13 protein-coding genes are annotated in these 13,523 nt (G+C 60.6%); 8 read left to right on the top strand and 5 right to left on the bottom strand.

Annotated elements, in window-relative coordinates:
- Window positions 1-100: 100 nt before the first annotated feature.
- Together ACNAZS_RS05055 and ACNAZS_RS05050 are read right to left on the bottom strand one after the other, a co-directional pair.
- Window positions 101-652, bottom strand: a complete 552-nt coding sequence (locus ACNAZS_RS05055) for a response regulator transcription factor (protein ID WP_415786759.1) — start codon at window positions 650-652, stop codon at window positions 101-103.
- Window positions 649-1,875 carry an ATP-binding protein gene (locus ACNAZS_RS05050; protein ID WP_415786757.1) on the bottom strand — a complete coding sequence of 409 codons (1,227 nt, stop codon included), beginning with the start codon at window positions 1,873-1,875 and terminating at the stop codon, window positions 649-651. Before ACNAZS_RS05050 ends, ACNAZS_RS05055 begins: the two co-directional genes overlap by 4 nt.
- Window positions 1,876-2,089: 214 nt before the next feature.
- Between ACNAZS_RS05050 and ACNAZS_RS05045 the strand changes: the two genes are divergently transcribed.
- From ACNAZS_RS05045 to ACNAZS_RS05015, 7 genes are all read left to right on the top strand, one after another.
- Entirely contained in the window at window positions 2,090-2,488 is a 399-nt protein-coding gene (locus ACNAZS_RS05045; protein ID WP_415786755.1) for an Rdx family protein, read from the top strand.
- A 254-nt stretch (window positions 2,489-2,742) separates the two neighbouring features.
- Window positions 2,743-3,576: an energy transducer TonB gene (locus ACNAZS_RS05040; RefSeq protein WP_415786753.1), complete on the top strand. Its 834-nt coding sequence runs from the start codon at window positions 2,743-2,745 to the stop codon at window positions 3,574-3,576.
- A gap of 1 nt (window position 3,577) precedes the next feature.
- A complete protein-coding gene (locus ACNAZS_RS05035; RefSeq protein WP_415786750.1) occupies window positions 3,578-4,576 on the top strand; it encodes a MotA/TolQ/ExbB proton channel family protein in 999 nt (332 codons plus the stop codon).
- Window positions 4,576-5,175 carry an ExbD/TolR family protein gene (locus ACNAZS_RS05030; protein WP_415786748.1) on the top strand — a complete coding sequence of 200 codons (600 nt, stop codon included), beginning with the start codon at window positions 4,576-4,578 and terminating at the stop codon, window positions 5,173-5,175. Before ACNAZS_RS05035 ends, ACNAZS_RS05030 begins: the two co-directional genes overlap by 1 nt.
- Before the next feature lie 39 nt (window positions 5,176-5,214).
- On the top strand, window positions 5,215-5,886 hold the full coding sequence (locus ACNAZS_RS05025; RefSeq protein ID WP_415786746.1) for a response regulator: 672 nt from the start codon (window positions 5,215-5,217) through the stop codon (window positions 5,884-5,886).
- Window positions 5,887-5,936: 50 nt separating this feature from the next.
- Window positions 5,937-7,061 carry an ATP-binding protein gene (locus tag ACNAZS_RS05020; RefSeq protein WP_415787081.1) on the top strand — a complete coding sequence of 375 codons (1,125 nt, stop codon included), beginning with the start codon at window positions 5,937-5,939 and terminating at the stop codon, window positions 7,059-7,061.
- On the top strand, window positions 7,058-8,959 hold the full coding sequence (locus ACNAZS_RS05015; protein ID WP_415786744.1) for a potassium transporter Kup: 1,902 nt from the start codon (window positions 7,058-7,060) through the stop codon (window positions 8,957-8,959). Before ACNAZS_RS05020 ends, ACNAZS_RS05015 begins: the two co-directional genes overlap by 4 nt.
- A gap of 441 nt (window positions 8,960-9,400) precedes the next feature.
- Here the strand turns inward: ACNAZS_RS05015 and argG are convergent, their stop codons facing one another.
- The gene (gene argG / locus ACNAZS_RS05010) at window positions 9,401-10,741 is read right to left on the bottom strand and encodes an argininosuccinate synthase (RefSeq protein ID WP_415786742.1); all 1,341 of its coding nucleotides are present in this window, start codon (window positions 10,739-10,741) and stop codon (window positions 9,401-9,403) included.
- 223 nt (window positions 10,742-10,964) lie between these two features.
- Complete coding sequence (gene argF, locus ACNAZS_RS05005; protein WP_415787079.1) at window positions 10,965-11,906, bottom strand: ornithine carbamoyltransferase; 942 nt, start codon at window positions 11,904-11,906, stop codon at window positions 10,965-10,967.
- A 113-nt stretch (window positions 11,907-12,019) separates the two neighbouring features.
- Between argF and ACNAZS_RS05000 the strand changes: the two genes are divergently transcribed.
- Window positions 12,020-12,310, top strand: a complete 291-nt coding sequence (locus tag ACNAZS_RS05000) for a DUF3579 domain-containing protein (protein WP_415786740.1) — start codon at window positions 12,020-12,022, stop codon at window positions 12,308-12,310.
- A gap of 101 nt (window positions 12,311-12,411) precedes the next feature.
- Here the strand turns inward: ACNAZS_RS05000 and ACNAZS_RS04995 are convergent, their stop codons facing one another.
- Complete coding sequence (locus tag ACNAZS_RS04995; RefSeq protein WP_415786738.1) at window positions 12,412-13,368, bottom strand: 2-hydroxyacid dehydrogenase; 957 nt, start codon at window positions 13,366-13,368, stop codon at window positions 12,412-12,414.
- Window positions 13,369-13,523 lie beyond the last annotated feature (155 nt).

The raw sequence follows: 13,523 nt of genomic DNA, 5'->3' as shown, positions 1-13,523 counted from the left end.
CGGAAGGCGCGCGAGCCCCGTAATTACTTGTTGCACCGTCGGTACGTGGTCTTTGTGCAGAGCAATAGGGTGCGACAATATGTCGCGTTACTGTGTGGAACTATTCCAGCGTGAGGTCGCGCTCGGGACCGGGCTTTTTGGCCAGTTTGCGTTGCAGGGAGCGTCGGTGCATGCCCAGCAGCCGGGCCGCCGCGGAGACGTTGCCGCCGCATTCGTGCAGGGCTTGCTGAATGTGTTCCCATTCCAGACGGTGCAACGGCGTCATGGTGGACTCGATGGCGGTCGATTCGGCCTTGACCAACCCCAGGGCGCGCAGAATCATCGGCGCAGTAGCGGGCTTGGGCAGGTAATCGTCCGCGCCGCGTTTGATAGCCTCGACGGCGGTGGCCACGCTGGCGTAGCCGGTGACCAGCAAGATGCGCATGTCGGGCCGCAACGCGCGCAGTGGCCGAATCAACGTGAGTCCGGAGTCTTCGCCCAGTTTCAAATCGACCAGGGCAAAAGCGGGTTGAGTCTCTTCGGCTACGCGCAAGGCTTCGGCGATACTGGCGGCCGTGCGCGTTTCCAGGTGGTGGCGAGTCAGGCTGCGCTGCAAAGTGCGCAGATAAAGTTCGTCGTCGTCGATCAAGAGGCCGACATCAGAGGCATTCATAGGGTAGTTCCGGTGCCGCGTGTCGCAAGATACGCCAAGGGCAGGTGAAAGCGGATGCGAGTGCCGCCGCCATCGGCGGGGGCCATCGTCATCTTGCCACCGAGTTGTTCGACGGTGGCATGGGATAGCGCGAGCCCGACACCGAGCCCGCTGGGTTTGTCGCTATTGAACAGGCTGGTCGTGGGCAACAGGGAATGATCGGGATCGAAACCGCCGCCATGATCACGGACTTCGCCATCGAGCGCGCCGTCGCAATATTCCAGGTGCAGGTCGACACGCGGATGGCCCGCGGCTTCGCCGGCATCGGCTGCATTATTGAGCAGGGCCTGGATCAGGTGCGAGATGGCGGGCTCGACCCGCAATGCCGTGGGTAGTTCGCCTGTGCGATGCAAATCAATCGTGGGGCGCACCAGGCGCCACTGGCTGACCTCGCGTACCAGGTCTACCTCGGTCGGGACGGCCAGATTACGGATGCGTTCCCGGCACAAGGCCAGCAACTGGCCCAGCAAGGCCACGTCGGCGCGCAGGTCGTCGGTCTTGACCTCGGCCGCGATTTCGTCGGCCAGTAGCGTCATGGTGGCGAGCGGGGTATTGAGTTCGTGCGCCATCGCCGCAGCGTGGGTGGCCAGGGCGACGATTCCTTCGTTACGGGTAAAGCGCTCACGCAGGGCAGCCAGCTCGCGCTCACGGCTGCGCAGATCGGCGGCCAGGCGGGTGGAAAAATACAGGACGACCATGGCCGAAATCAGGAAGCTGGCGGCAATACCCGACACAATGAGCGCGTAAGGGTTGTGATGCCCTTCGAGCGGACGGCCGATCAGGCCGGAGAGTAGATACCCGATCAGGCAGGCCATCGCGGCGGCGAGTGCCCAGCCACGCGGTAGCGCCAGGGCAGCCAGCGCGATCAGAATCAGGAACATCAGGCCGAAGGGATTGTGGATGCCACCACTCCAGCCGAGCATCCATGTCAGCACGACGATGTCGACCAGCAAGTGCGCAAAGGCGGTACCGTTGGAGGCCTCGCTGCGACGGCGATGCACCTGCACACTGGCATATAAATTAAAGGTGACCAGTACGCCTATGCCGCTCCAGAGCGGTCCTAGCGGAAGGTCGAGATCCAGGAGCTCACTGGCGACGAGCACCGTTGCGGCCTGGCCAGCGATGGCCAGCCAACGAAGCATACATAGAGAGCGCAGGAACGAATTAGCGGAACTACCAGGCATAACAAATATCCGGGCCGGCGATGATGGCCGGGGGGCCGGGCGCAATAGCGCGGGAGAGACGCCCAGGAGCGGGCAAGATGAGGCTATTGTATTGCGATTCCATTTCAACTGCTGCACCGCAGCGAAATGCGGTTGCCGGGCGGCGGCGGGCACAAGCATACTGGCGGTTACTGCCTCGAAAAGAGGGGCTGAAAAGCCTAGCCTGGAGTCTGTCATGAGTGTGGCTTCGAATTCTGAATCAAATCGTCCTTGCATAACGTTTACGTATTGCACGCAGTGCCAGTGGTTGCTGCGGACCGCGTGGATGGCACAAGAACTGCTGTCGACCTTTAGTACCGATCTGGGAGCGGTGACACTGGTGCCGGGGACCGGGGGCGTTTTCCGGATTCATTACGACGACAACCTGATATGGGACCGGATGGTGGACGGTGGGTTCCCTGACGCCAAGATATTGAAGCAGCGAGTGCGCGACCGACTGGATCCGCAGCGAAATCTGGGGCATATCGATCGGGCGGCGGGCACAGCGGACACAGCGGGCGCGCAAGCATCGTCCCAGGGGGACGTCGGGTCAGGGACATCGAGTGAGGGGGCATCGAGTAAGGACATCCAGTGAGGGGACGATGTAGCCGGAGGCGGGACAACATGAACACGTGCGGAAGATAGGACGATTTACGCGGCTTTTCCTGGTTGTGGTGAAATTTTTTCTTACATCAATACGCACAGTATTTCGTGGTTCATGATCGAGAAGATTGTGCGAATCATTCGCATTTAAGATAAGATGTCGGGCTTGGAATGGGCCGGCCCCGGCGTTTCCGGCGTGGTGCCGGTTGCGTGGTCGGTCGACACTTGGAAGTTTTCGGCTGATTCATGCCTCGTCTTCAACACGGTTCGTCTTCGAGTTCGCAACCTTTACTTGCTTTGCGCGTGGGTGCCGGTCTTACGGTGCTGGCAGCTCACTTGGCGGTGATTGGCGCGATTTACTGGATGCCCAATGAAACCCCACCGCAATTGCTGGAGCCCGAAGCAGTGATGGTGAGTGTTATCGAAGCACCTGTTCCCCAGATTGCCAAGGCAGAGCCTGAGGTTGAGCCGCAACCGGAACCTCCGCCTGAGCCAGAGCCAGAGCCAGTGGTCGAGCCTGAACCTGAGCCGGAACCGGTTGTTGAGCCGGAACCGGAGCCGATTATTGAACCCATCCCCGAGCCTGAGCCGGAGCCGGTGATCGAGAAGCCGCCAGAGCCAAAACCAAAACCCAAGCCGAAACCCAAGCCGAAACCTAAACCAAAGCCCAAACCCAAGGTTGAGAAGCCCGTCGAGCGGCCCAAGCCTACGCCACCGCCCGCGGCTACGCCGACCGGTGCCCTCGAAGGGGAGAAGACGACGCAGGCGCCTGTACAGGGTCCGCCGCCGGATCAACCCATCATGGTGTCCAGCGTGGAGTATGTGGGGCGCCGGCCATTGCCCACCTACCCGACGATGTCCAAGCGTTTCCGTGAGGAAGGCCGGGTCGTTATCCTGGTCGAAATCAACAAAATTGGGGTGGTTGAGAAGGCAACTGTTGACAAGAGTTCGGGCTTTCCCCGGTTGGATGAGTCCGCGCTGACGGCGGCCCGTAAGGCGCGCTTTAAACCCCTGACTCGCAACGGCGTGGCGTACCCCGCCAAGGCCAAATTACCATTCGATTTCGTAATGAGGAACTGAGATGTCCAACGCTATGCATAACGTCACGCTAGTGGCGCAGGCGAGCACCACGCCGACCGTGCCGGGCGCCGACGCTGCGTCCGCGGCCAGTGGGGTAGCGCCCGTCGCGCAACAAGCCGCCGATACGGCTCAATCGGTAGCGCCCGCTTTGTCGCAGGCCGCCGATACGATCCAACAGGCAGCGCCTGCCTTGTCGCAGGCTGCAGATACGGCCCAACAGGCGGTTGCCGCCGTACCGCCGGCACCTCTGCCGGTGCCCGACATGGGGTTCCTGCACTTTGTGGCGCAGAGTGATTTCGTCGGCAAGACCTTGTTCGCCATCCTGATCATCATGTCGCTGGTGACGTGGTATCTGATCGTGGTGAAGTGCTTTAGCAATCTGACCATGCGTCGTCGGTCGGCGGATTTCTTGAACAAGTTCTGGAATTCCAGCTCGCTGGAGCAGGTCGAAAACGAGATCGTGACCCACGGCGCGCGGGACCCGTTCTCGCACTTGGCCAGCCACGCCATGCACGCGCAATCGCATCACAGTAAGTTCGGCGTGACCAAGCTCGAAGAGTCCGGCGCGAACGGTGAGTTTGTGACACGCACCATGCGCAAGGTCATTGACGAAGAAACCGCCAAACTCGAGAATGGCTTGACGGTGTTGGCATCGGTAGGCTCTACCGCGCCGTTTGTCGGCTTGTTCGGTACGGTCTGGGGTGTGTACCACGCGCTGGTTGGTATCGGCCTGGCGGATGGCGTGACCATCAATCGAATTGCCGGCCCGGTGGGCGAAGCGCTGATCATGACGGGCCTGGGCTTGGCTGTGGCGATTCCGGCGGTGCTGGCGTACAACACCTTTGTGCGTAACAACCGCGTATTCCTGTCGCGCCTGGATGCCTTTGCGCATGATTTGTTTGCGTTCCTGAGCACCGGCCAGCAGGTCGAATTGTCTGACGGCAAAGTGCGCGCATTGCGTCGTCATAACGCGGCCGGGAATGGACGAGGAGCACAATAATGGCCTTTGGCAGCTTCGACAACAAAAGTTCGGGCAGCCACGCGGTGTCGGAAATCAATATGGTGCCGCTGATCGACGTGATGCTGGTGCTGTTGGTGATTTTCATCATCACGGCACCCTTGATGGCGCATTCGGTACGCATCAATATGCCGCAGGTGAGCTCCGAACCCATCGATCAAGAACCCAAGACAGTCGATTTGGCGATTGATGCCGCCGGAGCGCTGTTCTGGGACGACAAACCCGTGGCGATAGATGATTTGCCCAATCGTTTCTTCACGATGGCGCAGGCCAAGCCGCAGCCCGAGCTGCGTATTCGTGCCGATTTGAATACGCGCTATGAAACCCTGGCAAAAGTCATGGCCGCTGCGCGTCGCTCGGGTCTGTCGCGTATCGGTTTCATCACGACGCCCGCCCCGAACGATGCGGCAACCGCGCCGGCCGCAGCGGCCGGTGGCACGCCGGCTAACGAGGCGTCCGCGACTGGCTCACCCGCTATCGGGGCATCCACTCCTGGGGCGGCCACTTCCAGTGCAACGACTTCCAGCGCACCTGCCGCAGCTGCGGCGCCGGCGCGGGCTGCACCCGCTTCCGCACAATAGTCAGTTTCGTCACGATTACGTTCGCGCTAGAATCCACCCATGCGAGTACTTGTAATCGAAGACGATACGACCTTGGGCCACGCGCTCCAGGAATTTTTAGCCGATCAGGGTTATGCCGTCGACTGGCTGACTGATGGCGACAGGGTGCTGGGCGCACTGGCAGGGCAGACGTACGATCTGCTCCTGCTGGATCTGAACCTGCCCGGTCGCGGCGGATTGGATGTGCTGCGACAACTGCGCCAAGACGGCAATCAGGTTCCGGTCTTGATCGTCACTGCGCGAGATGGCTTGGAAGACCGCGTCGCCGGCCTGGATGCCGGCGCTGACGATTACGTCACCAAACCCTTTGATTTGCCCGAGCTGGCTGCTCGTGTCCGGGTATTTGGACGCCGGCGCACGGGTCAGGCGCAGCCGCTGATCGAAGCCGGCGCACTCACGTTTGATACCGTGGGTCGCGAAGTACGCGCCAATGGGCAGCGCTTGTCCCTGTCGGTACGCGAACTTTCCGTGCTGGAAATGTTGATGGCGCGCGTGGGTCGCGTCGTGACCAAGCGACAGATTGTCAACTCCCTGTCAGCTTGGGATGCCGATTTTAGCGAGAATGCCGTCGAGGTCTATGTGTATCGTCTGCGCAAGCGCCTGGAAGGCACCGGCGCAAGCATTCAAACCGTTCGAGGTTTTGGTTACATGCTGGAAACGCAGCCGGCGTGAATACGCATCGCCGGTCCTCGCGCATTGATGCCGGGCCGGCGCCTTCGACCATGTGGGACGCCACCTCCTTTTCCTCTGACACGCCGCCGTCGCGTTGGTCTTTTCCGCGTGGCTCGCTAGCACGCTACCTGATTAAACGGTTGCTGCCCCCCATTCTGGTGTTGGTGGTGCTGGATTTGTTGGCGACCTGGGTTATCAGCCACAAGCTGGATATGGCGGGTTGGATGCTGGAAGATTTCTTCTGGCTCATGGTCCTGGGGCAAGCCGTGTTGATCGGCGTGTTTGCCGTGGTGATCGTCCAAGGCGTGCAATCGGGTTTGCGCTCCGTCAATCATCTGTCTGATGAGATTCGCCAGCGCTCCATCGACGACATGCAGCCTCTGGAGGTCGCCGGCGTCCCCGCCGAAATCGAACCCCTGGTGACGCACACGAACGATCTCCTGCTGCGCCTGAACGCCTCGCTCGCCGCGCAACGGCGTTTTATCGGCCATGCGGCGCACCAACTGCGGACCCCCCTAAGCGGCTTGCGCATGGAATCCGAACTCATGCTGGCGCGCCCCTTGCCTGATGATGTGCGGGCCCGTGCCGAGCGCATCAAGGCCGTTAGCGATCGAATGATCCGCCTGGGACAACAGCTACTCGTGCTGGCGCGCTCGGATCCCAACGCACGTCCACAAGATAGTTTTGTGCGTATCGATTTATGCGAATGGGTGCGAGTCAGTGGCGCCGAGTGGATTCCCCATGCTCACGCCGAGCAATTTGAAATCGACCTGGTGGCGCCCGATCACCCCGTCTGGATTGATGGCGACCCGCTGCTGCTTGATGAGCTACTGGGCAATTTGATCGATAATGCCGTGCGCTACGGCAACGACAGCGGACGGATTACGCTGACTATCGGCGAAAACCCGCCGTCCTTGATCATCGAAGATGACGGCCCCGGTATCTCGGGCGAAGAGGAAGAGCGTGAACGCGTATTCGAGGCCTTCTATCGTGCCCCGGGCACCAGCGCAGGTGGCTCCGGCCTGGGCTTGGCCATCGTTCGTGAAATCGCGCATGCCCATGGCGCCTGGTGGAAACTTACCAGCCGGCCCGAATATCCCGGAACACGTTTATCGGTCGTTTTTCCCGGCCCTCGCAAAGGCGCGCAACTGACGCGTCAAGATCGGACTCTATGACATCCTCTGCCCAGAATGGCGTGCAAGTCAACGAGCACGCCTCGTCACCGAAAGCCGCACTGATGTTGGGCGCATTGGGCGTCGTCTACGGGGATATCGGGACCAGCCCCTTGTATACGCTGCGCGCCTGTCTGGTCGGATTTGCGGATATGGATCCTGCTCATATCCTGGGCGTGCTGTCGATCTTGTTCTGGCTGTTGATGCTGGTGGTGTCGTTCAAGTATGTGTTGTTGATACTGCGTGCCGACAACCGGGGCGAGGGGGGGACGCTGGCACTGCTTGAGTTGGCCATTCGTGGACGAGCCGGGAAATCGCGCTGGCTATTGATCGTGCTGGGCATTTTCGGAGCTTCGCTGTTCTACGGCGATAGCATGATTACGCCTGCCATTTCGGTGTTATCAGCACTGGAAGGTATTGGCGTGGTGTCCCATACTTTTGACGACTGGATCGTGCCGATATCGATTGTCGTGCTCGTGTTGTTGTTCCTGATCCAGTCCCAAGGCACCAGTGTGGTGGGCAAACTGTTCGGACCGGTGATGGCGGTGTGGTTTACCACTCTGGCAATATTGGGCGGGTGGCAGATCTGGCAGACTCCGCAGATATTGCAAGCCCTGAACCCCATATGGGGGCTGCGCTTTGTTGTGGATTTTCCGACGGGCAGCTTTCTGTTGCTGGGGGCCGTGGTATTGGCGTTGACGGGCGCAGAGGCGCTGTACGCCGATATGGGGCATTTCGGTCGCCCGGCGATCCGGCGTGCCTGGTTTTCGATGGTGCTGCCGGCCTTGACGCTATGCTATTTTGGCCAAGGCGCCTTGCTCTTGCGTGATCCCGAGGCGATTCGTAATCCCTTTTTCTTGATGGCCCCTGACTGGGGACTGGTCCCACTGGTCGTATTGGCCACCATCGCGACCGTCGTCGCGGCGCAGGCCGTCATCTCGGGCGCGTATTCGGTAACACGTCAGGCTGTGCAATTAGGTTTTTGGCCGCGGATGCAGATTCTGCATACTTCAGCCGCCGAGAAAGGGCAGATTTATCTGCCCCAGATCAATGCATGGTTGCTGGTGTCGGTCCTGATACTCGTGGTGGCATTCCAAAGCTCCGAAAACCTGGCCGCCGCTTACGGCTTTGCTGTGACCGGCACGATGTTGACGACAACGATATTGGCGTTTGCCGTACTGCCTCGTGGCACAACGGGCGGCAGGCGCGTCGTTTGGCTGGGCATATTGAGCGTCCTGCTAGTGGTGGATATCCTGTTGTTCGGCGCCAATATTTTCAAAATCCACGAAGGCGGCTGGCTGCCCCTGCTGGTGGGCGTGACGGTATTCAGCTTGATGATGACATGGCGTCGTGGCCGCTATCTGCTGGCACAAAGACAGCAGGCCGATCATCAGCCACTAAAGGAATTCATGACGCAACTGGAGGCGTTTCCTCCTGCGCGGGTACCGGGCACCGCCATTTTCATGACCATGAATCCAGGTATCGTTCCCGCCTCGTTGCTACATAACTTGAAGCACAACAAGGTGCTTCATGATCACGTGCTGTTTCTGACCATACAGGTCGCCGACGTACCGCATGTGGCGCTCCAAGAGCGCTTTACCGTCGAACAAGTCACTGCATCATGCTGGCAAATCGTCGTGCACTACGGTTTCAAAGAAGACCCCAATGTGCCCGATGTACTGAAGCATATTGCAGAGGCTTACCCCGAAATTGATCTCGAGCCGATGCGCACGTCGTATTACCTGTCACGTCAAACGGTCGTCGCGGCACGCAAGCCAGCGATGTGGAGAGGGCGTCGGGCACTGTTTGCCTTTATGGCGCGCAATGCAACGCGCAGTACCAAATTCTTCAAGATCCCGCCGAATCGCGTCGTGGAAATGGGAATGCAGGTCGAGTTGTAGATCCCCGTGGGGTTCTTGAGTTGCGTTGTGGGTGTTTGCTGGCGGTGAGTGGTTCTATTGAGGCGTTCCTGGCGCGTGGCTGGGCGCCGCGCCGGCCCTTCGCTTCGGCTCGGCCCCCAGGCACGCGCCAGGAACTGACGTCAATAGGATGCCACGCTCGCTGTTATGCACCGGTGAGCGCAACGATGCACAGCATCCGGAAATTGGAGACATTGCGAGCAGGGGTCAGGCTTGCGTGGGTGACGCCGGCCCTTCGATCCGAGGGCAGACCCGCGCAGCGGGTCCGAGGACGCCTGGATGCGTCCGAGCCGAGGTGAGGGGCCGGCGCCACCCACGCAAGCCTGACCCCTGCGCCAAAAGAACCCAACCCCCGGCAAGCAAAAAAACACGGCCACACCGAAGTGCAGCCGTATCCCAGTCAAGACAGCCTACGCAGCAGGATTACTTCTTCTTGCCGTCGTCTTTCAATTGAGGCAGCGCTGTGCCCGACGCGGCCAGCAAGCCGGCCTGCACGTAGGTGAAGAGCTTGTCGCGCGTGTCGGTGATGTCCAGGTTGCGCATGGTCAGTTGGCCAATGCGATCTGCCGGCGAGAACGGGGCGTTTTCCACCTTTTCCATCGACAGGCGCTCGGGTGCGTAAGTCAGGTTGGGTGATTCAGTGTTCAGCAGCGAGTAGTCATTGCCACGACGCAGTTCCAGCGTGACTTCGCCCGTGACGGCGCGGGCGACCCAGCGTTGGGCGGCTTCGCGCAGCATGATCGCTTGGGGGTCGAACCAGCGGCCCTGATACAGCAGACGGCCGAGCTTGCGGCCGCTTTCGCGGTACTGCTCGATAGTGTCTTCGTTATGAATGCTCGTGACCAGACGCTCGTAGGCGATGAACAAGAGCGCCATGCCCGGGGCTTCGTAGATGCCGCGGCTCTTGGCTTCGATGATGCGGTTTTCGATCTGGTCGCTCATGCCCAGGCCATGGCGGCCGCCAATACGGTTGGCCTCGAGCATCAGCTCGACCGGGTCAGCGTACTCGACGCCGTTGAGCGCGACCGGTTGGCCTTCGTCGAAGCGCACAGTGACTTCTTCGGCCTTGACGGCGACGTCATCGCGCCAGAACGCCACACCCATGATGGGTTGGACGATGCGGATGCCGGAATTCAGGTTTTCGAGGTCTTTGGCTTCGTGCGTGGCGCCCAGCAGGTTGGAGTCGGTCGAATAGGCCTTTTCGGAGGACATTTTGTAGTCGAAGCCGGCTTGGCGCATGTACTCGGACATCTCCGAGCGGCCACCCAACTCGTCGATGAAGCGCTGGTCGAGCCAGGGCTTGTAGATCTTGAGATCCGGATTGGTCAGCAGGCCATAGCGATAAAAACGCTCAATGTCGTTGCCCTTGAAGGTGCTGCCGTCGCCCCAGATGTTGACGTTGTCTTCTTTCATGGCAGCCACGAGCATGGTGCCGGTGACGGCGCGGCCGATGGGCGTGGTGTTGAAGTAGGTGATGCCGCCGGTCGAGATGTGAAAGGCGCCGGCTTGTAGGGCGGCGATGCCTTCGGCAACCAGTTGGGGGCGGCAGTCGATCAGGCGGGCATTTTCGGCGCCGTAGGCGAGCGCCTTGCGCGGAATTTCGTCGTAGTCGGATTCGTCGGGTTGGCCGAGGTTGGCCGTGTAGGCGTAGGGAATAACGCCGTTATTGCGCATCCACAGCAGGGCCGCGCTGGTATCCAGGCCGCCCGAAAAGGCGATGCCGACTTTCTGGCCGATGGGCAGATTGGGAAGAATAGTGGTCATGGTGTGATCTAAAGCGCCTACGCGACGGACGGGACGGACGAAACGGAGAAAAAGGATTGCGTCATGGCGGCAGCGTGCTTAGGCGAGGCCAGGTGGCCCTCGTGCATCTGGCTGCGGGTATGCGCAATCCGCCATTTTAACGCGTTTGCGTGTGGTGTTTGAATGATGCCGGGTGCCGACCGAATTGGGTGGCCAAAGCCGGGCCCGTGGCCCGGCGGGTGACTCAGTCGATTTTGCCCAGCAGCAGGAATTCCATCAGCGCTTTCTGGAGGTGCAGGCGGTTCTCGGCCTCGTCCCAGACGACGCTTTGCGGGCCATCGATGACGTCGCCGGTGACTTCTTCACCGCGGTGGGCGGGCAGGCAGTGCATGAACACCGCTTGGGGGTCGGCGGCTGCCATCATTTCCGCATCGACGCACCAGTCGGCGAAAGCGGCGCGGCGCGCGTCGTTTTCGGCTTCGTAGCCCATGCTGGTCCAGACGTCCGTCGTGACGAGGTGGGCCCCGCGGCAGGCTTCGATGGGATCGGTAAACTGGCGCAGCACGCCCTCGGGCGGCGCGCCAATGCGGGCAGGATCGAGTTCGTAGCCTGCAGGCGTGGAGACGTGCAGCGTAAAGTCCAGCATCTCGGCCGCCTGTAGCCAGGTGTAGGACATGTTGTTGGCGTCACCGATCCAGGCAACGGTTTTACCGGCGATGGGGCCGCGATGTTCGATATACGTAAAAATATCGGCGAGAATCTGGCAAGGGTGGTATTCGTTGGTCAGTCCGTTGATGACGGGCACGCGCGAATGCGAGGCAAAACGCTCGATGCGGGTTTGCTCGAACGTACGGATCATCACGATGTCGACCATGCGCGAAATCACCCGGGCGGTGTCTTCGATGGGCTCGGAACGGCCCAATTGGGAGTCGTTGGAGGTCAGGTTGATGACGGAGCCGCCCATTTGGTACATGCCCGCCTCGAACGAGACGCGGGTACGGGTGCTGGCTTTTTCGAACACCATGGCCAGGGTGCGGTCATGCAATGGCATATGGGGCTCGTAGCGCTTGAACTTGTCTTTGATCAAGCGGGCGCGGTCGAGGACATAGGCGATTTCGCTAGAGGAAAAATCCCGAAACTGCAGGAAGTGCCGCAAGGGGCCGGTCTGTTGCGCAGGAGGTGTCATGATGAAGAGGGCGAAGCCATAAAACATCAATCATATACAATTCGCGGCGCGGGTCGCATCTTTGTCGTTTGTCTGATCCGGACAGACCGCACGTCGCTCGCGGTGAAAAATTCATGGTAGATCACGTTAAACAATTCGTTATTCACGGTGTCACCGAGAGTGGCGCCCGATTTCGCCCCAGCGACTGGGCCGAACGCTTGGCCGGCGTGATGGCCCAGTTCCGCCCGCCCGGCACGGTCGGCAGTCACCTGACCTATTCGCCTTATGTGTTACCCGTCATGATTGAGGGGGTCAGGGGGGTGGTGGTCGATCAACGCTTGCGAGAGCTCGAGCCATTGGCGTACAAGTTCGTGGTGGATTTCGCCCGGGACAATAACCTCAAAACCGAAGAGCGCGAGCGCTGAAGCGATCGTCCGGCGGAAAAAGATACACAGGCCCGATGGAGACGTCCTCCATCGGGCCTGTGTGATTTGCGGCGCCGCCGCGTGGCGGCTGTGCGGGTGGCTTATTCGACCGGGGTGACCAGTTTTCCATCTTGGAAGTAGGACTGGAGGTTTTCCAGCATCAGGTCTTCCATGGCCAGGCGGGTCTCGTAGCTGGCGCTGCCGATGTGCGGCAACAGGACGGTGTTGTCGCTGTCGATGAGGGCCTCGGGTACCTTGGGTTCGTACTCAAATACGTCCAGGGCGGCGCATCCCAGTTTGCCGTTCTCGATCGCGGCAGTCATGGCTTGCTCGTCGATGACGGGGCCGCGTGCAATATTGATGATGACGCCCTTGGGGCCGAGTGCCTCGATGACCTCTTTATTGACCAGATGACGGGTTTCCGGGCCGCCGACGGTGGCGACTACCAGGAAATCCGCCCATTTCGCCAGATCGACGAGCGAGGCTTCGTAGCCATACGGAACGTCGTTGCGGGCGCGGCGGTTGTGGTAGCGGACTTCCATGTCAAAGCCATCGCCGCGCCGGGCGATGGCTTGGCCAATGCGGCCCAGGCCGATGATGCCGAGTTTTTTACCGCTGACACGGGTGCCGAGCGGGATGCCGCCGTGGACCTGGCCCCAGCGGCCGGCGCGCACAAAGCGATCGCCCTGACTCATGCGGCGTGCACCGGAGATCAGCAAACCCCAGGCCAGATCGGCCACGCAATCGGTGAGGACGTCGGGGGTGTTGCTGACCAGAACACCGCGCTCGCGGGCGGCCTGGACGTCGATGGTTTCGTAGCCCACTCCCCAACTGCAGATGGCCTTGAGGTCGGGCAGCGCATTGATGAGCTCGGCGTTCGCACCCATGTTGGCCGAGGTCACCATGGCCGTGATGCCTTTGCCGTATTCGGCCAGGGCGACTTTGCGATCGGCGTGTTTCCACAGCTCGAACACATCGTAGTCTTTTGCAAGACGTTGGTTGGCGGAAGGGGAGCCGGAGAAGGAGCCGACCTGAAGAACGCGGGGCTTGGTGGTCATATCGTTGCGTAATGGGGTGGGAGAAAGAGTGATGCTACTTGATTAAGTCGTTTGTCTAAAGACCAGTGGGTCAGGTGTAACCGCGGTCGGTATGAGGGCGTAAGCCCCGGATCTTGCCGATACCGGGATCTTGCGCCCTCATCGCGCAGCGTGTG

Origin of the sequence: Bordetella tumulicola, assembly GCF_965138755.1 — a bacterium.
GTDB lineage: Bacteria > Pseudomonadota > Gammaproteobacteria > Burkholderiales > Burkholderiaceae_B > Bordetella_A > Bordetella_A tumulicola.
Note: the sequence above shows the minus strand (reverse complement) of the source record. Positions and strands in the feature narration are given on the sequence as shown.